Below are 23,141 nucleotides of genomic sequence, written 5' to 3' on the forward strand. Positions count from 1 at the left end.
GGGGCGGAGGGGGCGAGAAAACGCCGGGCTACGAGTGGCCCAGTTCCGCTGAGGACTCGTCCGTCGTGATCGAGACCGAACCGGAATCCGGGGAGGGGCGCAGGGGGAAGGGGTCCACCCGGGTTTCGTCGATCACCGGCGCGGCCGGACGCGGAGGCTTCGGCATGACCGCGGCCTCGGAGTGACCACCGCAGCCGTACGAAAGGGAGACCACGTGCCCGTCCGCGGGCGAGAACTCATTGGCACAGACACCGAACGCCTGTCCGAGCGAGCCCCCGATGGGGTTGAGGAAGCCACAGCTGACGCACGACGCGGGCGCGGCCTGCGCCATCGCGGTCTTCGGGCCGTACCCCTCCTCCCACCGATCGGCCGCGACATGCAGCCCGTACCGGGACAGGACGCGCGCACGGCGCAACCCCAGCTCCTCCGCCACGGCGGCGATCGAGCCACGTCGAGGCGCAACCGGCAGCGTCGCCGGCCTCCCGCCCGCGACCTCCGCGTCCTCCGCCTCCACCAGCTCGGCCATCTCCCGGGAGACGGGCGAGTTCGGCGGCGGCTCGTCCTCGCCGGTGAAACCGGGCTCGAGGCGAAGATCCTCGGCGTCCGTGGGCAGCAGGTCCCCCGGCCCCATGTCACCGGGCCGCAGCCGCTCGCTCCACGGCACCCACTCGGGGGCCAGGAGGGCGTCGGGGCCGGGCAGCAGGACCGTCTCGTCGAGCGTCACGAACTTCGCGCGGGAGGCACGGGCCACGGTCACCGCCCAGCGCCAGCCGCGGTAGCCCAGCTCCTTGCACTCGAAGAAGTGCGTGACAACACGGTCCCCCTCGGAGACCAGCCCTACGTGCTCGCCGACGATGCCGGGTGCGGCGGCCTCCTCGGCGGCGGCGCGGGCGAGGTCGACGGCCTCGGCGCACAGGCGGTCGGGGGTGCGGCTTCGCGTTGTCGCTGCGCTCACAGGTATCGCTTCTCTCCTACGCCGTCTCACGGGTGCGCCGTTTCTCGGCGGGGGTGCGGACGGAGCGGACCAGGGGACCGCGTCGACGTCCGCGCCCGATCGCACTCGGGCGCACCTACGTCATCCATTCTGCGGGATGGCCGAGAGGCGCGCGGCCGAGAACAATCGCCGCAGGCGCGTTACGCACGCTACCTTCTCCTGGCCCCTGGGCCCACACCGGCGGGGCTCTTCTGCGCTCCGCGCCGGGCTTTCCGCCGCTCCGCGGCCGGGTCTTCGCCGCTCCGCGCACGCTCTTCGCCCCTCCGCGGCGATTTTTTTCGGCGCTCCGCGCCGTTTTTCCCGCCCGGCCACCCGACTCGGTCCGTCCCCCGAGCTCCGCCCGGACGCTCGTCCCCGGCATACGCCCACGGCGCTCGCCGCCGACGTGCGCTCACGACGTACACCCCCGACACTCGTCCCCGACGTCACCCACGACATTCGTCCCCGACGTACACCCACGACCCTCGTCCCAACATGCGCCCCCGACGCGCCAACGCGCGCCCACGACGTGCGCCCCCCAAAGTGCGCCCCCGTCGTGCACCCCGCAAGGCTTCCAGCAAGGGCATCGCCGGAGTACACCCCGGCATCCCGCCCCGCCCGACTCGGCCCCCATACGCGCGGTAACCGCACTACGCACCCCCATCTCGGGGCACTATGACGGAGTGGCAGCCGCAAGGGCGCCCCAGGGAGCCACCAGAGTCGGTGGCGGTGCCAAGGGGAGCAGTCGGAGTGGCGGATCGGGCCGGGTGAGCGGGTCCGTCCGTGCGGTCGGGCGCGCCCTGCACCTCCCGGTGACGGGGACGGCGCGCGGGATCCGCAAGGCGACGCACGCGCACGGGGCCGGTGAGTCGGGGCTCGGCAAGCTGATCGAGCTGCACGCGGTGAACGGCGCCGGAGACGTCATGATCACCGTCGCCCTCGCCTCCACCGTCTTCTTCTCCGTCCCGACCGACGAGGCCCGCGGCCGCGTCGCCCTGTACCTCGCGATCACCATGGCGCCCTTCGCCCTCCTCGCCCCCGTGATCGGCCCCCTCCTCGACCGCCTCCCGCATGGCCGCCGCGCCGCCATGGCGAGCGCGATGCTCGCCCGGGCCTTCCTCGCGCTGCTGCTCTCCAGCGCGGTCGTCACCGGCGGCATCGAGCTGTATCCGGCGGCGCTAGGGGTGCTGGTCGCGTCCAGGGCGTACGGGGTGGTACGCAGTGCTGTCGTGCCGCGACTGCTGCCGCCCGGGTTCTCCCTGGTGAAGGCGAACTCCCGGGTCACCCTCGGCGGGCTCCTCGCCACCGGCGTCGCCGCGCCGATCGGGGCGGGGCTGCAGGTGCTCGGCCCGCGCTATCCGCTCTACGGCGCCTTCGCGATCTTCATCGCGGGTACGTTCCTGTCGTTCACGCTGCCGCACAAGGTCGACTCGGCCAAGGGCGAGGACAGGGCGCTGCTCGCCGCGGACGAGGAGCATCTGCACGGGCCGCAGCTGATCAAGAAGAAGGTGCGCCGGCCCGGGCTGCGGACCGTCGGCACGGCCGTCACGCACGCGCTCGGCGCCAACGCGTCCCTGCGCTGTCTGTCCGGCTTCCTGATCTTCTTCCTCGCCTTCCTGCTGCGCGAGCACCCGCTCACCGGCGAGAGCGCGGCGGTCTCGCTGGGGATAGTGGGCGTCTCGGCGGGCGCGGGCAACGCGCTCGGCACCGCGGTCGGAGCCTGGCTGAAACAGCGCGCTCCCGAGATCATCATCGTGACGGTCGTGGCGTTCGTGCTGGGGACCGCGATCATCGCCGCCCTGTTCTTCGGGGCGGCCCTCGTGGCGTGTCTCACCGCGGTCGCCGGGTTCGCCCAGGCCCTCGCCAAGCTGTCCCTGGACGCGCTGATCCAGCGGGACGTCCCGGAGCTCGTCCGCACGTCCGCCTTCGCCCGCTCCGAGACGTTGCTGCAGATGGCCTGGGTCATCGGCGGCGGCATCGGCATCGTGCTGCCGCTCAACGGCACGCTCGGGCTGTCCGTGGCCGCCGCGATCGTCGCCGCTGGGTGGCTGACGACCGTACGGGGGCTGCTGAGCTCGGCGCGGCACGGGGGAGCCGCGCGGCCCCGGGTGGCCTGAGCCGGGCGGCCAGGCGGGGGCACGGCACGGCACGCCGTACCCCACGTGGGGAGAGCGCTGGGCCTGCCCGATAGCCTTCCGCCATGACATCCCTGCCCCGCGGCAGAGCCGCTAATGGACTCAGCGCTGCGCGCCGCCGTCGCGCCGTTGCCGTCGTCGGCACGGTATCCGCCGGACTTCTCGTCCTGTCCGCCTGTGAAAAGCCGACGCCGCTGGCCACCATCACGGTCGGCAAGAACTCGGTGAGCTCCGAGACCGACTGCTACAACGACGGCAAGGCGGTGTCGACCGCGGAGCTGGCGAGCTGCCTGAAGTCCAAGGACATCAAGTCCATCAAGGTCGACCCCGACGAGACCGTGCGGTTCGGCGTGGACCCGAAGATCGCGGACAACGGCTGGACGATCCTGATGAACGGTCAGCCGCTGACCGACTCAAGCAACAAGACGTACCGCACGATCCCGGGCAGCGTGTTCTTCAACGCGCAGTACGGCGCCAGCGGCAACTCCACGCTCGTCTCCATCAAGGAGGGCGAGAAGACGGTCACCGGTCTGTGGTCCTTCAAGCTCAAGAAGGACTCCTGACCACGTCTTCCGCAGTACGTGTCCTCGTGGCCACCGCTGTCCCGGTCGAACGGGACGCGGTGGCCGGGGCGTTCGCGGGCCCGCCCCGTGAGGTCCCGCTCCCCGGCGTGACGCTCCACCGAGCGGGCAGGGCACCCCGGTTCGATCTGCTCGCCGCCGGCGTCGGCCCCGCTCTCGCTGCCGCCTCCACCGCCTCGGCGCTCACGGCGGCCGAGATCGGCGGTGAACCGTACGACCTGGTCGTCTCGGCCGGCATCGCCGGCGGCTTCCAGCCCCACGCCCCTGTCGGTTCGCTCGTCGTCGCCGACGACATCACCGTGGCCGATCTGGGCGCGGACACCGCGGACGGCTTCGTCCCCGTCACCGGACTCGGCTTCGGAACCGTCAGCCACCGTCCACCGGATTCACTCGTACGAGCGATCGCCGCGGCCACGGGTGGACGCGCCGGGACGGTGCTCACCGTCTCCACCGTGACCGGCACCGCCGCCCGCGCCGCCGAGCTGCGCGCCCGGCACCCTCGTGCCCTCGCCGAGGCGATGGAGGGGTTCGGGGTCGCCGAGGCGGCCGCGGCTCATGGTGTGCCCGTCCTCGAGCTCCGCGCGGTCTCCAACCCCGTCGGCCCGCGCGACCGCGCCGCCTGGCGCATCGGCGACGCTCTCGCCGCTCTCACCGAGGGTTTCGGGAAGCTCGCACCCGTACTGGAGAGTTGGAACCCACATGAGCCCTGAGAAGCTGCCCGAGCCCCTGCAGATCGCGTACTCGCCCTGCCCGAACGACACCTTCGTCTTCGACGCCTGGGCCCACGGCCGAGTGCCGGGCGCGCCCGCGCTCGACGTCACCTTCGCGGACATCGACATCACCAACGGCATGGCCGAGCGCGGCGAGTTCGATGTGCTGAAGGTGTCGTACGCCGTCCTGCCGTACATCCTCGACGCCTACACGCTGCTGCCGTGCGGCGGCGCGCTGGGGCGGGGCTGCGGGCCCCTGGTGCTCACCCGCGACGCCGACGCGGACCTCACGGGGCGTACGGTCGCCGTGCCCAGCGAGAAGTCGACCGCTTACCTTCTCTTCCGGCTGTGGGCCGCGGACGTCGTGGCCGGCGGGGTCGGCGAGATCGTGGTCATGCCGTTCCACGAGATCATGCCGGCCGTGCGGGACGGGAAGGTGGACGCCGGGCTCGTCATCCACGAGGCGCGCTTCACGTACCAGAACTACGGACTGCACAAGCTCGCCGACATGGGTGAGCACTGGGAGCGGACGACCGGGCTGCCCATCCCGCTCGGCGCGATCATCGCCAAGCGCTCACTGGGCGAGGAGCGGCTGCGGGCCCTCGCCGAGGCGACCCGCGCCTCGGTGCACGCCGCCTGGGACGACCCCGAGGCCTCCCGCCCCTACGTCCTGGAACACGCCCAGGAGATGGATCCGAAGGTCGCGGACCAGCACATCGGCCTGTACGTCAACGAGTTCACCGCCGAGCTCGGCGACGACGGGTACGCCGCCATCCGCGGACTGCTCACACGTGCGGCGGCCGAGGGGCTGGTGCCGCCCCTCGGCCCGGATGCGCTCGCGTTCCCCTAGTGCCGGGGGGGGGGGGGGGGGGGGGGGGGGGGGGGGGGGGGGGGGGGGGGGGGGCGGCGCGGGCCGCCCCCCCCCCCCCCGCCCGGGGGGGGCCGGCCCCCCCCCCCCCCCCCCCCCTCCGCCCCCCCCCGCCGCCCCCCCCCCCCCCCCCCCCCCGGCACCAGGTCCCGTCGAACTCCTGTCGTCCGCCCGCGGGACAGGTGGGAGTTTGACGACAGGGCCCTGGAGGGGTCCCGGACGCGACTAGACGTCCAACTGGTCGGCGACGGCTCGCAGCAGGCCCGCGATCTTCTTGCCGGAGGCCTTGTCGGGGTAACGGCCTTTCTCCAGCATCGGCGTGATGTTTTCGAGGAGGGTCGTCAGGTCCTGGACGATGGAGGCCAGTTCGTCCGGCTTGCGGCGCTGCGCGGCCGCGACAGACGGGGTCGGGTCCAGGATGGTCACCGAAAGCGCCTGGTCACCACGCTGACCGGCGACGACGCCGAACTCCACGCGCTGGCCGGGCTTGAGAGCTTCGACTCCGGCGGGCAGGACCGAGGAATGAACGAAGACGTCGCCGCCGTCGTCGCGGGAGAGAAAGCCGAAGCCCTTCTCGCTGTTGAACCACTTGACCTTGCCGGTAGGCACGTCTGTCCTCGTCCTCGTACTCGTCGGAAACTGCTCTGAAAACTGCGCGGGCAACTGGCCCGGAAACGGCTCTGGATAGCACTACAGCGGGTCGTCTGACCCGCCGGTACCAAGGCTAATGGTCCGGCGGCTGGTGACAAGACGTCGCTGGATTGTTCCTTCGCGCAGGGAACTACCCTGGTCCGGTGCGTGACAAAACCCAAGCGAATTCCGCCGAAGCCGGTGACCGGCTGATCCGTGCCGGTGCCATCGTGTTCTTCATCGGAGCCGTGGCCACTCTGGTCACCGTGGCACCACTGCTGCTCGGTACGACTCCTTTTCCGACATACATGTTCGGCTTGAGCATGCTCATGGGTGTCGGATTCCTGATGGCCGGCGCCGGGGTGCTCCAGTCCATCGCGGAGGGCCGCCGCCGGGCGCGCGCGGCGCGGGGCTAGAACGGCAGGTCCTCGCGCGCGCCGGGGCGGTCGCCCCGGCGCGGACTAACGCCGGTACTCCTCCAGCCACGCCGGAAATTCCGTGAGATCGGCGAGGACGACGTCCGCGCCCGCCGCGCGGAGCTCCGCGGCGTCGCACGGTCCGGTGGCCACGGCGACGGAATACGCGCCCGCCGTGTGGGCGCCGCGTACGTCTCCGGTGTGGTCGCCGACGTACACGCTCGCGCCGTGCTCGCGCAGCGCCTCCGCCTTCTGCTCGGCCCACAGGTTGCCGATGACCGCGTCCGCGTCGATGCGCAGATGCACCAGATGCAGCTTGGCGTTGGGCTCCCACTTCGCCGTGACGACGACGGCGCTCCCGCCCGCCGCCCGCACGGCCGCGACCGCCTCCCGGGCGCCGGGCATCGCGAGCGTGCCGGTGATGGCGTATGTGGGGTACATCTCACGGTAGACATCCGCGACGGCGGCGACGTCCTCCGCCGGGAACCAGTTGACGAGCTCGTCCTCCAGCGGCGGCCCGAGCCGCGCGACCACCAGATCGCAGTCGATGTACGTCCCGGTCCGCGCGGAAAGCGCCTGGTAGCAGGCCTGAATACCGGGGCGGGAGTCGATCAGGGTCATGTCGAGGTCGAAGCCGACGGTCAGCGCGGGGGAAGTCATATGGGCCATTGTGCCCAGCGTCCGCGAGGCGGGGGCGGTCCGCCGGTCAGCGTTGGCGCTGGGAGCGCCAGACCAGGTAGAGGGCGGAGGTCACGGCTGCGCCGCGGACGACCCAGGGCCAGGTCTCGGTGAGGGCGTCGTTCATGTGGCCCTCGGCGATGGGGGCGCCCCAGCGGCCGTTCGTGCGGCCCCAGAGCCAGACGAGGCCGGCCGTGGCGGCCAGGCCGGGCAGTACGAGGACCGCCCACTTCGACTCGGCGGGGGTCAGCCGGCGCGAGCCGTAGGCGATCAGCCAGCCGAGGCCCAGGGCGAACCAGTTGCCGAGGACGGCGCCGGCGACCAGGAGTGCGGCGGCGAGCAGGAGGAGGGGGTTGCTCCAGCCGCTGAGGCGGGGCAGGAGGCGGCGCGGGGCCCGGCCCGTCTCCTCCTCGGCCTCCGGCTCCTTCTCCGGAACCGTGTCCTTCGGTGGCTGCGCCTCCTCGTCCGGCTTGCGCTCGGTCGGCCGCTTGAGGAGTTCGGGGATCTCCACGCCTCCGACGAATCCCGGCACGCTGTCGTCGAGCCCGAACGGGCTGCTGTCCACGCGCCACCAGTCCGGCTGCGTGGCGCTGTCGCCGAGTTCCTGCGCGCTCGCGAGGTGCGGCGGGGAGGGGGCGTCGAGGTTCTCGGCGGGTTCCGGCTCCGCGGGGCGCGGCCTCGGCACAACGCGGCGCAGGCCCTTGGGGCGGGGCTCCGGCTCGGTGGCGCGCTGGGCGGGAACGGCGGCCCACGTCTGCGTCCCGGGCGCCGCGTCGTCGCCGCCCCGGCCGGCCGCCGTGACGATCTCGTCGGGGGTGCCGAGGCGGGCGAGGATGCGGCGGACGGCGGCCGGACTGTCGACGGTCGTCTTCGCCCTGCGGCGGTCGATCTCGTTGCGCAGCTCCGACACCAGCCTCATGCGGGTCGCGGACGGCAGCTGGCGCTGCTGGGCCAGGTCGCCGACCCGGCTCAGGTAGTCGAAGACCAGCTGGTCGCTCTCGATCCCCACGAAGTCCCCTCCGGGGTGCACGCGTTGAATACCCCGCGCTGACGAAGGTACCGGGTTTTCCGCCCCTTCCGTCCCCACCCGTTCCGTACCCGGGGGCTGCGCCCTGAAGGGGCGCGGGGAACCGCGCGACCGGCCCCCGCCCACCCGCAGCCGAAGGGCTGGTCCGGGACGGGCGGGGGCGGAGGGGGCGAACAACACCCCAGCCGCACCCCACCCGCTACCGTTGACAGGATGAGCACCGAGACCGCTCCGCGTTCCCTGGCGGAAGCCCTCCGCGCGCGGGACGACGCCTCACTGTCCGCGCTCCTCAGGTCCCGCCCGGACCTGATCACCCCCGTCCCCACGGACCTCACCCAGCTCGCCACCCGCGCAGGCACCCGCGCCTCGGTCGTCCGCGCCCTGGAGCGCCTGGACCGTTTCGCCCTGCAGACGGCGGAGGCGCTGGCCGTGGCGTCGGACCCGGCGACGTACGACGAGCTGCTCGGGCTGGTGGCGGGCGACGACGCCGACCCGGCGGTCACGGCGGCGTTCCCGCGCGCGCTCGGCACGCTCCGCGAGCAGGCCCTGGTGTGGGGCCCCGACGGCCGCCTCCGGCTGCTGCGGACGGCCCGGGAGCTGCTCGCCCCGTCCCCGCAGCACCCGTCCCCGACGGGGCTCGGACCGACCGTCGCGGAGGCGACGGCGGGCCTGTCCCCGGGGCGCATCCAGGAGATCGTGGCGGCGGCGGGGCTGGCGACCACCCACGACTCGGTGTCCGCCGTGGCGGCGCTGGCCACCCTCTTCACGGACCGCGCCCGCATGGCGGCGCTCCTCGACGACGCCCCCGCCGACTCGGTGGATGTGCTGTCCCGGCTGGTGTGGGGACCGCCGTACGGCCAGGTGACGGCGGCCCCGGCGCGCCATCTGCGCTGGCTGATCGACCGCGGGCTGCTGCTGCCGACGGCGCCCGGCACGGTGGTACTGCCCCGGGAGGTCGCCCTGCACCTGCGGGCGGGCCGCGCGCACCGGGTGACGGAGCCGGCGCCTCCGGCCGTCGAGCCCGCGCGGACGCACCGTCCACAGGTTGTGGACGCCGCGGCCGCGGGCCAGGCGTACACGGCGCTGGCGACGATCGAGGAGCTGCTCAAGGACTGGCACGAGGGCGGTCCGGCCGTGCTGCGCGCGGGCGGGCTGAGCGTGCGGGATCTGAAGCGGACGGCGGTGGCGCTCGACGCGGTGGAGCCGGTGGCCGCGTTCTGGGTGGAACTCGCCTACGCGGCGGGCCTGTTGGCGTCGGACGGTGAGGCCGACGAGCGATACGCGGCGACGCCCGCGTACGACGAGTGGCTGGAGCTGCCCGCCGCCGAGCGCTGGGCGCGGCTCGCCTCGGCGTGGCTGGCCGCGACCCGCACGGCGGGCCTGGTCGGGGGGCGGGACGCGAAGGACCGTACGCTGTCGGCGCTGGGCCCCGGCCTCGACCGTTCCGCCGCGCCGGAGGTCCGCCACCGCGTGCTCGCCTTCCTCGCCGCGCTCCCCGAGGGCGCCTCCCCCGCCGAGGACTCCGTTCTCGCCCGCCTCCACTGGGAGCGTCCCTTGCGGGGCCCTCAGGACACCACGGACGACCTGCGCACCCGGCTGGCCCGCTGGACCCTGTCCGAGGCGGAGCTGCTGGGGATCACGGGCCGCGGGGCGCTGTCCGCCCAGGGGCGGGCTCTGCTCGGGTTCCCGCCGGCGAGCGCCCTGGACACCGATTCCGTCGGCCCCGGCGACAAGCTCCCCGTCCACAAGCGGCACCACCCGCTCCCCGAAGCTCCGCACTCCCCCGCCGAGCGGGCCGCGGCCGCCGCCCGGGCAGCCCGGCTGCTCGCCCCGCTCCTCCCCGAGCCGCTGGACCACGTCCTCCTTCAGGCGGACCTCACCGCGGTCGCGCCGGGCCCCCTGGAGCGCCCGCTGGCCGACACGCTCGGCGTCCTCGCGGACGTGGAGTCGAAGGGCGGCGCGACGGTCTACCGCTTCACGCCGGGCTCGGTACGCCGCGCTCTGGACGCGGGCCGCTCGGCGTCGGACCTGCACGCCTTCCTCGCGGCGCACTCCCGCACCCCCGTACCGCAGCCGCTCGCGTATCTGATCGACGACGTGGCGCGCAGACACGGCCATCTCCGGATCGGCGCGGCGTCGGCGTACGTCCGCTGCGACGACGACGCGCTGCTGAACGAGATCCTCGCCGACAAGCGCTCGGCCGGACTGCGCCTGCGGCGCCTCGCGCCCACGGTACTGGCCGCCCAGGCCGACCCGGCCACCCTCCTGGAAGGCCTCCGGTCCATGGGGTTCGCGCCCGCCGCCGAGTCCGCCGAGGGCGACGTCCTGATCACCCGCGCGCACGCCCACCGCACCCCGCCGCGCAGTGCCCCCGAGCCCGTCCCCGACGGCCCCCCGGTCCCCGACGCCACCCTCCTCGGCGCCGCGATCCGCGCCATCCGGGCCGGCGACCTGGCCTCCACCACCCCGCGCAAGCCGGCCCCGGCCACCGACCGCCCCGGCAACGGCGAACTCCCCCGCACCAGCTCCGCCGAGACCCTCGCCACCATGCAGGCCGCCGTCCTCACCGGCGAGTCCCTCTGGATCGGCTACGTCAACGCCGAGGGCTCCGCCAGCCAGCGCGTCATCGCCCCCATCCGCGTCGAGGGCGGCTTCGTGACGGCGTACGACCACACCGCTGACGAAGTCCGCACGTATCCACTGCACCGCGTGACGGGGGTGTCGGAGCTGGCGGACGACCAGCCGTGATCATCGCCCTTTGAGGCACACTGGACGTTTGGCCGGTCATCCGCGCAGGGGTGTCGGCACGCAGAAAGGGACGGGTGTGAACGGACCCCTCATCGTCCAGAGCGACAAGACGCTGCTCCTCGAGGTCGATCACGAGCTCGCCGACGCCTGCCGTCGGGCCATCGCGCCGTTCGCCGAGCTGGAGCGGGCGCCCGAGCACATTCACACCTACCGGGTGACGCCGCTGGGCCTGTGGAACGCGCGGGCCGCGGGGCACGACGCCGAGCAGGTCGTGGACGCGCTCGTGGAGTTCAGCCGCTATCCGGTTCCGCACGCGCTGCTCGTCGACATCGCGGAGACCATGGACCGCTACGGGCGGCTCACCCTCAGCAAGCACCCCGCCCATGGGCTGGTGCTCACCACCACCGACCGGCCCGTGCTCGAAGAGGTCCTGCGATCCAAGCGGATCGCGCCGCTCGTCGGGGCGCGGATCGACCCCGACTCCGTCGCCGTGCACCCTTCCGAGCGCGGGCAGATCAAGCAGACGCTGCTGAAGCTGGGCTGGCCGGCCGAGGACCTCGCGGGCTACGTCGACGGGGAGGCGCACCCCATCGAGCTGGCGGAGGACGGGTGGGCGCTGCGGCCGTATCAGAAGCAGGCCGTGGAGAACTTCTGGCACGGCGGCAGTGGGGTCGTCGTCCTCCCCTGCGGTGCCGGCAAGACGCTCGTGGGGGCCGGCTCGATGGCGCAGGCCAAGGCCACCACCCTGATCCTCGTCACCAACACCGTCTCCGCCCGGCAGTGGAAGCACGAGTTGGTGAAGCGGACCTCGCTGACCGAGGACGAGATCGGCGAGTACAGCGGTACGAGGAAGGAGATCCGGCCGGTCACCATCGCGACGTACCAGGTGCTGACGACCAAGCGGAAGGGTGTCTATCCGCACCTGGAGCTCTTCGACTCGCGCGACTGGGGGCTCATCGTCTACGACGAGGTGCATCTGCTGCCCGCGCCGGTGTTCAAGTTCACCGCCGATCTGCAGGCGCGCAGGCGGCTGGGGCTCACCGCGACCCTCGTGCGCGAGGACGGGCGCGAGTCGGACGTCTTCTCGCTGATCGGGCCCAAGCGGTTCGACGCGCCCTGGAAGGAGATCGAGGCGCAGGGGTACATCGCGCCCGCCGACTGTGTCGAGGTCCGGGTCAATCTGACCGACTCCGAGCGGCTCGCGTACGCCACCGCCGAGACCGAGGAGAAGTACCGCTACTGCGCGACGACGGAGACCAAGCGGAAGGTCACCGAGGCGATCGTCCGCCGCTTCGCGGGGCAGCAGATCCTCGTCATCGGGCAGTACATCGACCAACTCGACGAGCTGGGCGAGCACTTGAACGCGCCCGTCATCAAGGGCGAGACCAGCAACGCGCAGCGCGAGAAGCTCTTCGACGCCTTCCGTGAGGGCGAGATCAGCGTCCTGGTCGTGTCCAAGGTCGCGAACTTCTCCATCGACCTGCCGGAGGCGACCGTCGCCATCCAGGTCTCGGGCACCTTCGGGTCGCGGCAGGAGGAGGCACAGCGGCTGGGCCGGGTACTGCGTCCCAAGGCCGACGGCCACCAGGCCCACTTCTACTCCGTCGTCGCCCGCGACACCATCGACCAGGACTTCGCCGCCCATCGGCAGCGGTTCCTGGCGGAACAGGGGTACGCCTACCGGATCGTCGACGCGGACGAGTTGCTGGCCGGCAACGCCGGCAGCGCCGGCAACGCCGACGACGTGGACGACGTCGACAGCTGAGGCAGCAGGACCAGCGTCAGTAGCGCGTACGGTGACGCCAATGGCTGCTGCCACCATGGGAGTTGGAGGTCCAGCGGGCCCTGGTGCGGGACCAGCCACAGCGTGCGGGCCGTGAAGACCGCCGCCACCAGCGCCGCCGTACGCCTGCGGCCGTCCGCCGCCAGCACGGCGATCAGCGGTACGCACCACACCCAGTGGTGCGACCAGCTGATCGGGCAGACGAGGAGGGCGGTGAAGGCGGTGATCAGGATGCCCCGACGGTCGTCATCGGTGGCCGTGCGGCGGGCCAGCCAGAGGCCCGCGCAGGCGACGGCCACCGCCGGCACCGCCCACGCCGGGCCCGGCGACGACTCCCCGAGCGCACGCGCGATCAGCCCCTGGAGCGACTGGTTGTCCACGATCCACGCCTTGCCGACGCGGTGGGTCTCGTACAGCCGTCGGGTCCAGAAATCCACGCTCGCGTACGGCAGCACGAGCGCTCCCACCAGTACGGTCCCGGCACACGCGGCCAGCGCGGTCACCCCCTCGCGAACGCGCCCGGTGAGCAGCAGGTAGGCGATGAAGACGGCCGGGGTGAGCTTCACGCCCGTCGCGACGCCGAGGGCGACTCCCCTGCCGGGCGCGCCCGGCGGCCGGGTCAGGTCCCAGAGGATCAGGCAGGCGACGGCAAGGTTGACCTGGCCGAAGATGACGGTCTGGAAGACGGGTTCCAGCCAGAGGGCCAGGGCGGTGGCGGCGCAGACGGCGGGGAGCCGCCCCGGGAGTCCGGCGAGACGGCAGGAGAGCCGGACCAGCGCGGCCAGCAGGATCACGTTTCCGGCGACGAAGGCGACCTTGAGGACGTCCGGCGGGAGCCAGGCCGTCGGCACGAAGAGGAGCGCCGCGAAGGGCGGGTAGGTGGCGGGCAGCTGCCACTCGGTGACGGTGAATCCGTAGAGATCCGTGCCGTTCAGTAAGGCCGCGCCCTCGGCCCGGTAGACCAGCGCGTCGGCCATGGGGGCGTGCGTGACGACGCACAGCGCGCAGAAGGCGACGAAGGAGAAGGCGAGCAGGGCGACTTCGGTGGGTGACGCGGCGATCACGTTCCGTCGGGGCACGGAGTGACCCTAGTGTCCGAGCCGTTCGGCCCGACGTGCGGCTCACCGGCGCGAGCCGGGCGTACCGCTCACCGGCGTGAGCCAGGCGTACCGCTCACCGGCGCGAGCCGGGCGTACTGCTCACCGGCGTGAGCCAGGCGTACCGCTCACCGGCGTGAGCCAGGCGTACCGCTCACTGACTTGGGCATCACCGGCGTCGTACGCCCGCCTCCTCGCCGTACTCGCCGAGGACCACCACTCCGAAGGCCGCCTCCGCGAACACCTTGACGGCGCGCAGGGCGTCGCCGAGGCGGTGACGGTGGTGGGTGGAGGTGGCGGCGGTCGCGCCGGTCGGTGGGCTGGGGTGGACAGGTCCTGGGGTGAAAGTGGCTGCGCTCATGTATCCATGGTGGAACGCATTGCCCCGAATGGCGTCGGCCTGCGGACCGAACCTCGGCGGACCCCTCGTACACCTGCGGGCCGCCCGCCGTACGCCTCACGACGGACCCCGACCCCTAGGGCCTTGGGGGGCACGTCCCCGAGGCGGTGAAAAACCGTTGGCCCCCACATCCTCCGGTCACCTAGAATCTCCGCTCTTGCCCGCCTCCCTTCACGGAGTGCCGCCGCCCGGCCGGAAACCGGACGGCATCCAGGAATCACGCACCGTCACCGATTCCTCGCAGATCCATCGGCAGCTCCTCGACGGAATCACGCCCGCAGCAGATCCCCGGAGGCAACACCCGTGTCCACCCCGCCCGACTACCCGTCCGACGATCCCCTCTCCCGTGAGCGGACCCACCTCAGCTCGTCCCGCGCCGCCCTGCGCGCGATGCGCGAGGACGTGGAGAACCTCGACATCCGCGACGTCACCGCGAACTGGGTGAACGCCGAAGTGCTGCACCGGCAGATCAGCGAGCGCATCAAGGCCCTCGCCGACCTCAGCCACACGCCGCTGTTCTTCGGCCGGCTCGACTACCTGCACGCGCCGGGCGCCGAGAAGGCGGAGGGCGCGGCGGGCGAGCGGTTCTACATCGGGCGGCGGCATGTGCACGACGCCGAGGGCGACCCGATGGTCATCGACTGGCGCGCACCGGTGTCGCAGCCCTTCTACCGGGCCTCGAAGAAGGACCCGCTGGACGTCGGGCTCAGGCGCCGCTTCGGTTACACCGGCGGTGACCTCACGGCGTACGAGGACGAGCATCTGTCGGACCCGGGCGAGGCGGCGACCACCAGCAAGCTGCTCCAGCAGGAGATCGAGCGGCCGCGAGTCGGTCCGATGCGCGACATCGTGGCGACCATCCAGCCGGAGCAGGACGAGATCGTCCGCAGCGGGCTCGCCGGGTCCGTGTGCGTGCAGGGTGGTCCCGGCACCGGGAAGACCGCCGTCGGCCTGCACCGGGTCGCGTATCTGCTGTACGCCCACCGGGAGCGGCTGGCCCGCACCGGCACCCTGGTCATCGGGCCGAACAAGTCCTTCCTGCACTACATCGAGCAAGTCCTTCCGGCCCTCGGCGAGTTGGAGGTCAAGCAGGCGACGGTCGACGATCTCGTCGCGCATGTCGAGGTGCGCGGGAGCGACGAAGCGACCGCCGCCGTCATCAAGGGCGACGCCCGGATGGCGGAGGTGCTGCGGCGGGCGGTGCGCTCCCATGTGACGCTGCCGACCGAGCCCGTCGTCGTCGTCCGCGGTTCGCGGCGCTGGCGCGTGGCGGCGTACGAACTCGAAGAGATCGTGCGGGAGTTGCTGGACCGCGAGATCCGCTACGGCGCCGCTCGCGAGGCCCTTCCGCAGCGCATCGCGCACGCCGTGCTGGTCCAGATGGAGCGGTCCGGAGAGGCGCCGGACGACCGGGTGCAGGACGCCGTCGCCCGCAACACCGCCGTGAAGGCCGCGGTCAAGGCCATCTGGCCACCCGTCGACCCGGCCAAGCTCGTCCTGCGGCTGCTCTCCGACGCGGACTTCCTCGCCGTCCACGCGGAGGGGGTCCTCGACGAGGACGAGCAGAAGCAGATCCTCTGGCAGAAGCCGGTGCGCTCGGTGAAGTCCGCCAAGTGGTCGGCCGCCGACACCGTGTTGATCGACGAGGCCACCGATCTGGTGCAGCGCACGCACTCGCTCGGGCATGTGGTGCTCGACGAGGCGCAGGATCTGTCGCCGATGCAGTACCGGGCGGTGGGGCGGCGCTGCACGACCGGTTCGGCGACCGTGCTCGGGGATCTCGCGCAGGGCACCACTCCTTGGGCCACCCGGAGCTGGGACGAGGCGCTGCGCCATCTCGGCAAGGCGGAGGCCGTCGTGGAGGAGCTGACGGCGGGTTTCCGCGTGCCCACGGATGTCATCACGTACGCCTCCCGGCTGCTGCCGCACATCGCGCCCGGGCTGACGCCGGTGGCGTCGGTGCGGGAGAACCCGGGCTTCTTCGAGGTACGTCCGAGCACGGCCGACTCCGAAGTGGTCGGCGCCTGCGCGGAGTTGCTGCGCAACGAGGGGTCGATCGGGCTCATCGCCGCCGACGCCCGGGTCCCGGTTCTCGCCGAGGTGCTGACGGCGGCCGGGCTGACGTACCTCGGCCCGGGCGAGGAGACGACGGCCGAGACCCGTCTGACCCTGGTGCCGGCCTCGCTCGCCAAGGGCCTGGAGTACGACTACGTGGTCCTGGACGAGCCGCAGGGCGTCGTCGACGGCGAGCCGGACGAGCGGACCGGCCTGCGCCGCCTGTACGTGGCCCTGACCCGAGCGGTCTCCGGCCTGATCGTCACGCACGCGGCGCCGCTGCCGGCACAACTGGCTTAGTACCGCGGGTGGCCGCCGTGACCACGCGGGCACGCGCGAGTGGCCCCCGGCACCGAGCGCCGGAGGCCACCAACGATCCTGCAGATGCCGTTACTTGAACTTGCGGCTGGTCGCCAGATAGACCTGCTTGGCGTTCTTGCCGAGGCGCGGCCCGGTGATGAACGTCTTGCGGTCACTCAGCGAGTTGTTCGAGACCAGGTAGGTCCGGCCGTTGTGCGTCAGGAACCAGGGGCCGCCGGAGGCGCCCCCGTTCATCGTGCACCCGATCATGAACTGGGCGGGGGCGTTGCTCGCCAGCACGAAACGCTTGGTGGCGCCGCGGCAGTCGTACATCTTCGAGCCGTCGTACGGCGCCTCGGCGGGGTAGCCGCGGACCTTCATGTTCTTGACCTTGTTGGCCGCCGGGGCGTTGAACCACACCGGCAGGGCCGAACCGAGCCGCTCCTGAAGGGACTTCTTGCCGCTCTCGGGCTTCACATGCAGCACGGCGTAGTCGTACGCCGAGGCCGCGTTGCCCTGGTGGCCGCCGCCCTTGATCCACTGGGACGACGTGGTGGCCCAGTTGGCCCACCAAATGCCGTACGGGGAGACGGACTTGGCGCGCGGGTCGGTGATCTGCCGGTTGCTCAGCCTCGCGCCGTTGTTGTACGAGGGAACGAAGGCGATGTTGCGGTACCAGCCGCCGCCCTTGCCCGCGTGCACGCAGTGGCCCGCGGTCCACACCATGTTGGACTTGCCCGGGTGCGCCGGGTCGGTGACGACCGCGGCGGAGCAGACCATGGCACCCTCGGGCGAGGAGAAGAACAGCTTGCCCACCGGGGCCGCGTAGTGGTGGTAGGTCGCCTTGACCTTCGTGGCCGTCTTCCGCTTCACCGTCCCGTCGGGCAGGTACGAGGTGGCACCGTTGCCCGAACCGGAGCTGGTGCTGCCCGCCTGCGCGACCGGAATGCTGGACTTGGCCGCGGCCATCTTCTCCGGCGTCCAGAAGTCCTTGATGTACGGGTTGGCGAAGTCCTCGGCCTTGGAGGCCCAGTTGCTGTAGTCCTTCCACCCCCCGTTCTTCCACTTCTCCAGGGCGGCGCCGCTGAGGTCGGTGGGAATGCCGGCGGGCAGCTTGTAGCCGCCGAGCGAGGTGGAGCCGTCGTCGTCCTGGCCGGTGTCGACGTTCTTGCCCGCCTGCGTGGACGACGAGGGCTGCGCGGCGGCCCCGTCGTCCTTCTTGCTGTCACAGGCCGTGGTGGTGACCATGATGGCCGCGATCACGGCTGCGGCGGCCGCGAGCGAGCGGCTGCGTATGGATGGCATGGAGCCTTGTCCCCCTGTTGCTGCGTGCTTCGTGCTTCGCGCGCGTGCGTGTCACTTCCCACGGCGCGCGTGCGTAGTGGCTTGACATGCCATGACGTGACATGGCTTGTCATGCCCTGGCCGATCCAGGGCGTCTTTACTATGCACGCACGAAGCCGGAGAGTGATCGCGGGAGGGCGGTCAGCACACAACAACTACCGCTCGGATATCGATCCGTGACCTTGGGTCAGGGATGGGCGAGACCGGGTGGGGGCGGGGCGCAGTGGTGAACAGGTTCTGGGCCGAAGGTCGCGTGGCGCCGCGCCCCTGGGGCCTGTCCGGCGGATCAGGCCGGAGGGGACCTGCGGCGCCTCATCAGCGCAGGTGAGCTGATCCTGGTGCGTCCAGCTGCAAGGTAAAAAAGCGACGACGCGATGGAGGTCCGCCCGCGCGAGCGAAGCCGAGCGTGGGGGAGTCGGCAACCGACGACAACGCCGCAGATGGGCGCACCAGGACCCGCGTCTCCGACAGGAACCGCCGGACAGGCCCTAGGCGTCCAGCGCCTCCCGCCACTCCCGGACGGCCTCCGGCGACACCGGTGCGGTCCATCCGCCCGGGCGGGCGGCGCCGCCGATGTGGAAGGCGTCGATGCCCGCCGTGCGCAGGCGTGGCACATGGTCGAGGCGCAGACCGCCGCCGACCATGATCCGCGGTTCGTAGCCCGGCTCACCGCCGCGGGCGGCCTCGGCGAGCAGCGTGGGGAGGCCGTCGTCGATGCCCGCCGCGGAACCGGCGGTCAGGTAGGCGTCGAGGCCCGGCAGGTCCGCGAGCTGCTTGCGCACGGCGTCGCGGTCGGCGGCGCGGTCGATCGCGCGGTGGAAGGTCCAGCGGCAGCCGTCCAGTTCGGCGACGAGCCGCTCCACGGCGGCCAGGTCCGCGCCGCCGTGCTCGTCGAGAAAGCCGAGCACGAACTCGTCCGCCCCCGCGGCGCGCATCTCCCCGGCGACGCGGACGAGCGCGTCGACGTCTCCCGCGGCGAATCCGTCCGCGAGACGGAGCATCACGCGCAGCGAGATGTCCACGGCGGCGCGGATACCGGCGAAGGTCTCCACCGGTGGGGTGAGCCCTTCGGCGGCCATGTCGGTGACCAGCTCCAGCCGGTCCGCACCTCCGGCCTGGGCGGCCACCGCGTCCTCCACGCCGAGGGCGATCACCTCCAGGACTGCGCGCTTGCGCTTGATCATCGGACCTCTTCCCTTGGGCGGCTACAGGTCTAGTCCAATCTCAGAGTACGCGGGTGGGGCTGCCGCCGCGAGAAGATCACGCCGAGTCGGTGCGCGGGTGGGGTGTTTTCGCCCTCTCCGCCCCTACCCGTCCCGTACCTGGGGGCTGCGCCCCCAGACCCCTAAGAGATTGCGCAGTTCCCCGCGCCCCTGAAAGGGGCGCGGGGAACTGCGCTACCCGCCCTCATTCGCCCGTCAGCCGAAGATGTTCAGCTCCCTCTTCTCCGCCCCGACCAGCTCATACCCCTCGCCGTCGACCGGCCGTCCCGCGTACAGCCGTACCAGCGTCGCGGCACTGCCGATGTACCGTGCCGGCGGCCGCTCCCCCGGCACACTCCCCAACCGCAGCGGTTCGTCCATGTCGTCGAGGTCGGCATGCAGCGGCAGATGCCCCTTGTGGCGGGTGACCCGCGCGAGAAGGGCGAGCGCGTGCGGCAGCCCGTCGCCCGCGTACGCCCCCGGCTCCCCGAAGACCTCGCGCACGTCCCCGGCATGCACCCACTCCCCCAGCGCGATCGGGTCGAGCACACCACCCGCCTTGGCGATCACCGGCCCGGCCTCGGTCATCCCGCGCTCCAGTTCGTCCACGACCCACGCGTTCGTCCAGGCGGCCCGCTCCGCGATGTCCCGGTCGTTCGACTCGGGCGAGAACACGCCCTTCTCGAACCGCCCCTCCACCACCCGGATCAACGCGGCCGAACAGTGCGCGAGTACGTCGCGCACGGTCCACCCCGGACACGCGCCGGTCGCCAGCGCGAAGTCCTCCTCCGGCCGGGCCCGCAGCAGCGGTATCAGCGCGTCACGCTCGATCGTCAGAAGCCGCCCGGGCAGCTCGGGGTCCCGTACGTCGTGCATGTCAGCAGTAGTCATGGGTGCCACGCTAGGGGGCCGAAGGCTCCGCACGGGAGAATGGGCGCATGGCCGATCTCGACGCCCTGCGCACCCGCTGGACCCGTGCCCTGGAAGGAGCCCGGGCGCCCGGCGGCGGCCCGGATCCCGTTCCGTACGCGGATCATCTCCTCGCCCGCTGGCAGGAGCCTCAGCGCCACTACCACACCGTCACGCACCTCCAGGCGGTCCTCGACCACATCGACGTACTGGAGAAACACGCGGACGACCCGGACCTCGTACGCCTGGCCGCCTGGTTCCACGACGCCGTGTACTTCCCCGACCGCTCCGAGAACGAGGAGCGCTCGGCCCGCCTCGCCGAACGCGCGCTCCCCGAGGCCGGGGTGTCCGAGGAGAGGACCGCGGAGGTCGCCCGTCTGGTCCGCCTCACGGTCACCCACGACCCCGCCGACGACGACCGCAACGGCCAGGTCCTGTGCGACGCCGACCTGGCGATCCTGGCCTCGTCCCCGAACGCGTACGCGGCGTACACCGCCGCAGTCCGCCAGGAGTACGCCTTCGTCCCGAACGACGCGTTCCACGAGGGCCGCGCCGCGATCCTGCGCCAACTCCTCGACCTGCCCCGCCTGTTCCACACACCGCACGGTGCGGCGCAGTGGGAGGCCACCGCGCGGTACAACATCGGCGCCGAGCTGGAGCTGCTCACCGACTGACATCGGTCACGCACTCACCCGCTCGGGCCTGCGCGCACTCACGCCGAAAAACCGGTTCGACGACGGGCGCCGGACCACGTACGAAGGGAGCATGCCCTCAAGTCTCGAACCGCCGCCCGCGGACACGCGCGACATGTCTGATATGCCGCATGCATCACCTATGTCCGGCACGCCCGCCCCCGCCGCTCACCATCCCCGCCCCCGTATGCCCTTGTCCGTCTACATCCTCGGACTCTCCGTCTTCGCCCTCGGCACCAGTGAGTTCATGCTCTCCGGGCTGTTGCCGCCCATCGCCGAGGACATGGACGTCACGATCCCGCAGGCGGGCCTGCTGATCTCGGCGTTCGCGATCGGCATGGTCGTGGGGGCGCCCCTCCTCGCGGTGGTGACGCTGCGGCTCCCCCGACGGACCACTCTCGTCTCCCTGATCGCGCTGTTCGGCCTGGGCCAGGTCGCGGGGGCACTCGCGCCGACGTACGCCGTGCTGTTCGCGTCCCGCGTCGTCAGCGCGCTCGCCTGCGCGGGCTTCTGGGCGGTCGGCGCCGCGGTGGCCATCGCGATGGTGCCGGCGAACGCGCGAGCCCGGGCGCTGGCCGTGATGATCGGCGGTTTGTCGATCGCGAACGTCCTGGGAGTGCCCGCCGGTGCCTTCCTCGGGGAGGGGCTCGGCTGGCGATCGGCCTTCTGGGCCGTGGCCGCTGCCTCCGCGATCGCCCTCGTCGGGATCGTCACGCTCATCCCGCGTATCCCTCTCCCCGACAAGAAGCCGCAGCTCAAGAGTGAACTGCGCATCTTCCGCGACCCTCAGGTCGGGCTGTCCATCGGCGTCATCGCGCTCGCCGCGGGCGGCGTCTTCTGCGCGTTCAGCTATCTCGCGCCACTGCTCACGGACGTGGCGGGGCTCGACGACGGGTGGGTGCCGACCGTGCTCGCGCTCTTCGGGGTCGGCGCGCTGATCGGTACGACGATCGGCGGGCGGATCGCCGACGCGCACCTCTTCGGGGTGCTGATCAGCGGCATCGCGGCCGACACCGTCATCCTGATCGCGCTCGCGCTGTTCGGGCAGTACGCGATCGCCGCCGTCGCCCTCTCCTTCGTCCTCGGAATCGCCTGCTTCTACACCGCCCCCGCGCTCAACGCCCGGATGTTCGACATCGCCGCGGCCGCCCCCACCCTGGCCGGCGCCACGACCACGGCCGCCTTCAACCTGGGCAACGCCGGCGGGCCCTGGGTCGGCGGTGCGGTCATCGACGCGGGGTTCGGGTACGCCTCCACCGCCTGGGCGGGCGCGGCCATGACGGTCTCCGCGATCGGTGTTGCCGTCGTCTCACTGCGGCTGCACCGTCGTACGCAGTCCTCGCGCGGCACGACCGTCGTGCCCAAGGCGGGCGCCGCGAACAAATCGGTACGTACGGAAGCGTGATCCGACCTATCCTCGCCCGCATGGGAGACATGGGCGGGGACTTGAGCCGGGACCTGGGCGAGGCCATGGGGGCGGAAGTGGGCGGGCACCTGGCCGCGGACCAGGTGGCGGAAGCGGTCGCGGGAAGCGTCGCGCTGCTGCGTACGGCTGCCGGGCGGGACTGGGACGGCATCAAGGCGGGGCAGCTGGAGTGGAGTTGCCGGCGGACGGCGGAACACATCGCCGGCGATCTCATCGCGTACGCGGGGCAGCTGGCCGGGCGGGCCACCGAGGCGTACGTGCCCTTCGAGATCGTGATGGAGGACGGCACCGACAACGCGGGCGTCGTCGACGTGATCGAGACGACCGGCGCCCTGTTCGCGGCCACCGTCCGCACGACGCCGCGCGAGGTGCGCGCCTTCCACCCGTACCCCTTCCGCAGCGCGAACCGCGAGGGCTTCGCCGCGATGGGCATCGCCGAAGTCCTCTTGCACACGCATGACATCGCGGAGGGGCTGGGGCTTGCCTATGAACCCCCGGCCGCACTCTGCGAGGGCGTCCTCACTCGAATCTTTCCCCAGGTCCGGCCAGGGCCCTCCCCCTGGCGCACCCTCCTGTGGGCCACCGGCCGCGGCGAACTGCCGGGCCGTGCCCCGGTCACCGAGTGGCGCTGGAGCAACAACGTCGTGATCGAGTCCGAGCGGCTCACGCTCCAGGGGGTCACTCCGGCGGCCGCCGCCGAACTGCGCGCGGGGGGCACGGGCGGCTTCGAGTGGATCGAGGGCGGCCCGTTCGAGGGTACTCGGGACGCCGCCGGGATGGTCGTGAAGGCGTACGAAAGCGGGGTGCACCGGCCCGAGTGGGGCATGTTCGTCCTCGTCCGCCGGGAGGACGGGTGCGCGGTCGGTGGCATGGGCTTCCACGGCGTGCCCGACGAGGAAGGCCGGGCCGAGGTCGGTTACGACCTCGCGGAGAGCGCCCGCGGCAACGGTTACGCGACCGAGGCCCTGCGCGCCCTCGCCGCCTGGGCCCTGGCTCGCGACGACGTCCAGCTCCTCTTCGCCGCCATCGACCGGACCAACACGCCCTCCCAACGCGTCATTTCGCGCGCCGGTTTCACCCGGGTGAGCGAGGACGTGGAACGTTACGCGTACGAGCTCCACGGCATGGACCGCTCACTCCAGCCGTACGCCCGGGCGACCTGACAGC

At 72.2% G+C, this 23,141-nt stretch carries 20 protein-coding genes; 11 read left to right on the forward strand and 9 right to left on the reverse strand.

The window, feature by feature from the left end; translation table 11 throughout:
- Positions 1-28: 28 nt before the first annotated feature.
- Positions 29-955 (reverse strand): DUF3027 domain-containing protein, encoded by a 927-nt coding sequence (locus tag ACIBK0_RS28230; RefSeq protein ID WP_399085818.1) that lies wholly within the window; start codon positions 953-955, stop codon positions 29-31.
- A gap of 701 nt (positions 956-1,656) precedes the next feature.
- Between ACIBK0_RS28230 and ACIBK0_RS28235 the strand changes: the two genes are divergently transcribed.
- The 4 genes from ACIBK0_RS28235 to ACIBK0_RS28250 all read left to right on the forward strand — a co-directional run bounded on the left by ACIBK0_RS28235 (position 1,657) and on the right by ACIBK0_RS28250 (position 5,249).
- Positions 1,657-3,090: an MFS transporter gene (locus ACIBK0_RS28235; protein WP_399085820.1), complete on the forward strand. Its 1,434-nt coding sequence runs from the start codon at positions 1,657-1,659 to the stop codon at positions 3,088-3,090.
- A gap of 83 nt (positions 3,091-3,173) precedes the next feature.
- Positions 3,174-3,671, forward strand: a complete 498-nt coding sequence (locus ACIBK0_RS28240; protein WP_399085823.1) for a DUF2771 domain-containing protein — start codon at positions 3,174-3,176, stop codon at positions 3,669-3,671.
- On the forward strand, positions 3,641-4,399 hold the full coding sequence (locus tag ACIBK0_RS28245; RefSeq protein WP_399085826.1) for a futalosine hydrolase: 759 nt from the start codon (positions 3,641-3,643) through the stop codon (positions 4,397-4,399). The genes ACIBK0_RS28240 and ACIBK0_RS28245 overlap by 31 nt, the downstream gene beginning before the upstream one ends.
- A complete protein-coding gene (locus tag ACIBK0_RS28250) occupies positions 4,389-5,249 on the forward strand; it encodes a 1,4-dihydroxy-6-naphthoate synthase (protein WP_399085829.1) in 861 nt (286 codons plus the stop codon). The genes ACIBK0_RS28245 and ACIBK0_RS28250 overlap by 11 nt, the downstream gene beginning before the upstream one ends.
- A gap of 243 nt (positions 5,250-5,492) precedes the next feature.
- Here ACIBK0_RS28250 and ACIBK0_RS28255 read toward each other — a convergent pair whose 3' ends face one another.
- On the reverse strand, positions 5,493-5,876 hold the full coding sequence (locus ACIBK0_RS28255) for a cold-shock protein (RefSeq protein ID WP_399085832.1): 384 nt from the start codon (positions 5,874-5,876) through the stop codon (positions 5,493-5,495).
- 185 nt (positions 5,877-6,061) lie between these two features.
- On the opposite strand from ACIBK0_RS28255, the gene ACIBK0_RS28260 reads away from it, so the two are divergent.
- Positions 6,062-6,313: a hypothetical protein gene (locus tag ACIBK0_RS28260; protein WP_189186196.1), complete on the forward strand. Its 252-nt coding sequence runs from the start codon at positions 6,062-6,064 to the stop codon at positions 6,311-6,313.
- Positions 6,314-6,358: 45 nt separating this feature from the next.
- Here the strand turns inward: ACIBK0_RS28260 and ACIBK0_RS28265 are convergent, their stop codons facing one another.
- Both ACIBK0_RS28265 and ACIBK0_RS28270 read right to left on the reverse strand, forming a co-directional pair.
- A complete protein-coding gene (locus ACIBK0_RS28265; RefSeq protein ID WP_399085836.1) occupies positions 6,359-6,982 on the reverse strand; it encodes an HAD family hydrolase in 624 nt (207 codons plus the stop codon).
- Between the two features lie 37 nt (positions 6,983-7,019).
- Positions 7,020-8,000 (reverse strand): hypothetical protein, encoded by a 981-nt coding sequence (locus ACIBK0_RS28270; RefSeq protein ID WP_399085839.1) that lies wholly within the window; start codon positions 7,998-8,000, stop codon positions 7,020-7,022.
- Between the two features lie 231 nt (positions 8,001-8,231).
- Here ACIBK0_RS28270 and ACIBK0_RS28275 point away from each other — a divergent pair, with 231 nt between their 5' ends.
- On the forward strand, positions 8,232-10,766 hold the full coding sequence (locus ACIBK0_RS28275) for a helicase-associated domain-containing protein (RefSeq protein WP_399085842.1): 2,535 nt from the start codon (positions 8,232-8,234) through the stop codon (positions 10,764-10,766).
- Between the two features lie 76 nt (positions 10,767-10,842).
- A complete protein-coding gene (locus ACIBK0_RS28280) occupies positions 10,843-12,531 on the forward strand; it encodes a DNA repair helicase XPB (protein ID WP_399085845.1) in 1,689 nt (562 codons plus the stop codon).
- Here ACIBK0_RS28280 and ACIBK0_RS28285 read toward each other — a convergent pair.
- Positions 12,444-13,583, reverse strand: a complete 1,140-nt coding sequence (locus ACIBK0_RS28285; RefSeq protein WP_399086326.1) for a glycosyltransferase 87 family protein — start codon at positions 13,581-13,583, stop codon at positions 12,444-12,446. The genes ACIBK0_RS28280 and ACIBK0_RS28285 overlap by 88 nt on opposite strands.
- A gap of 232 nt (positions 13,584-13,815) precedes the next feature.
- Positions 13,816-14,007, reverse strand: a complete 192-nt coding sequence (locus tag ACIBK0_RS28290) for a hypothetical protein (protein ID WP_399085848.1) — start codon at positions 14,005-14,007, stop codon at positions 13,816-13,818.
- Between the two features lie 342 nt (positions 14,008-14,349).
- Between ACIBK0_RS28290 and ACIBK0_RS28295 the strand changes: the two genes are divergently transcribed.
- Entirely contained in the window at positions 14,350-16,401 is a 2,052-nt protein-coding gene (locus ACIBK0_RS28295) for a HelD family protein (protein ID WP_399085851.1), read from the forward strand.
- A gap of 90 nt (positions 16,402-16,491) precedes the next feature.
- Here ACIBK0_RS28295 and ACIBK0_RS28300 read toward each other — a convergent pair whose 3' ends face one another.
- The 3 genes from ACIBK0_RS28300 to ACIBK0_RS28310 form a co-directional block, all read right to left on the reverse strand.
- Positions 16,492-17,706: a trypsin-like serine peptidase gene (locus ACIBK0_RS28300; protein ID WP_399085855.1), complete on the reverse strand. Its 1,215-nt coding sequence runs from the start codon at positions 17,704-17,706 to the stop codon at positions 16,492-16,494.
- 527 nt (positions 17,707-18,233) lie between these two features.
- Positions 18,234-18,929, reverse strand: a complete 696-nt coding sequence (locus ACIBK0_RS28305) for a copper homeostasis protein CutC (protein ID WP_399085858.1) — start codon at positions 18,927-18,929, stop codon at positions 18,234-18,236.
- 234 nt (positions 18,930-19,163) lie between these two features.
- The gene (locus ACIBK0_RS28310; protein ID WP_399085861.1) at positions 19,164-19,838 is read right to left on the reverse strand and encodes a maleylpyruvate isomerase family mycothiol-dependent enzyme; all 675 of its coding nucleotides are present in this window, start codon (positions 19,836-19,838) and stop codon (positions 19,164-19,166) included.
- Between the two features lie 47 nt (positions 19,839-19,885).
- Here ACIBK0_RS28310 and ACIBK0_RS28315 point away from each other — a divergent pair, with 47 nt between their 5' ends.
- The 3 genes from ACIBK0_RS28315 (at position 19,886) to ACIBK0_RS28325 (ending at position 23,137) form a co-directional block, all read left to right on the forward strand.
- Positions 19,886-20,530: a hypothetical protein gene (locus ACIBK0_RS28315; RefSeq protein ID WP_399085863.1), complete on the forward strand. Its 645-nt coding sequence runs from the start codon at positions 19,886-19,888 to the stop codon at positions 20,528-20,530.
- A 205-nt stretch (positions 20,531-20,735) separates the two neighbouring features.
- Positions 20,736-21,953, forward strand: coding sequence for a Cmx/CmrA family chloramphenicol efflux MFS transporter (locus tag ACIBK0_RS28320; RefSeq protein WP_399086329.1), 1,218 nt, complete (start codon positions 20,736-20,738; stop codon positions 21,951-21,953).
- A 104-nt stretch (positions 21,954-22,057) separates the two neighbouring features.
- A complete protein-coding gene (locus ACIBK0_RS28325; RefSeq protein WP_399086332.1) occupies positions 22,058-23,137 on the forward strand; it encodes a GNAT family N-acetyltransferase in 1,080 nt (359 codons plus the stop codon).
- The last annotated feature ends 4 nt before the right edge of the window (positions 23,138-23,141 follow it).

The sequence above is a fragment of the Streptomyces sp. NPDC050564 genome, assembly GCF_044457265.1.
GTDB lineage: Bacteria > Actinomycetota > Actinomycetes > Streptomycetales > Streptomycetaceae > Streptomyces.

Excerpts from the sequence above, each read along its gene's own strand:
- ACIBK0_RS28305 (WP_399085858.1), bottom strand. The coding sequence starts at position 18,929 with ATGATCAAGCGCAAGCGCGCAGTCCTGGAGGTGATCGCCCTCGGCGTG.
- ACIBK0_RS28315 (WP_399085863.1), top strand. The coding sequence starts at position 19,886 with ATGGCCGATCTCGACGCCCTGCGCACCCGCTGGACCCGTGCCCTGGAA.
- ACIBK0_RS28240 (WP_399085823.1), top strand. The coding sequence starts at position 3,174 with ATGACATCCCTGCCCCGCGGCAGAGCCGCTAATGGACTCAGCGCTGCG.
- ACIBK0_RS28265 (WP_399085836.1), bottom strand. The coding sequence starts at position 6,982 with ATGGCCCATATGACTTCCCCCGCGCTGACCGTCGGCTTCGACCTCGAC.
- ACIBK0_RS28290 (WP_399085848.1), bottom strand. The coding sequence starts at position 14,007 with ATGAGCGCAGCCACTTTCACCCCAGGACCTGTCCACCCCAGCCCACCG.
- ACIBK0_RS28275 (WP_399085842.1), top strand. The coding sequence starts at position 8,232 with ATGAGCACCGAGACCGCTCCGCGTTCCCTGGCGGAAGCCCTCCGCGCG.
- ACIBK0_RS28310 (WP_399085861.1), bottom strand. The coding sequence starts at position 19,838 with ATGACTACTGCTGACATGCACGACGTACGGGACCCCGAGCTGCCCGGG.
- ACIBK0_RS28250 (WP_399085829.1), top strand. The coding sequence starts at position 4,389 with ATGAGCCCTGAGAAGCTGCCCGAGCCCCTGCAGATCGCGTACTCGCCC.
- ACIBK0_RS28320 (WP_399086329.1), top strand. The coding sequence starts at position 20,736 with ATGCCCTTGTCCGTCTACATCCTCGGACTCTCCGTCTTCGCCCTCGGC.
- ACIBK0_RS28300 (WP_399085855.1), bottom strand. The coding sequence starts at position 17,706 with ATGCCATCCATACGCAGCCGCTCGCTCGCGGCCGCCGCAGCCGTGATC.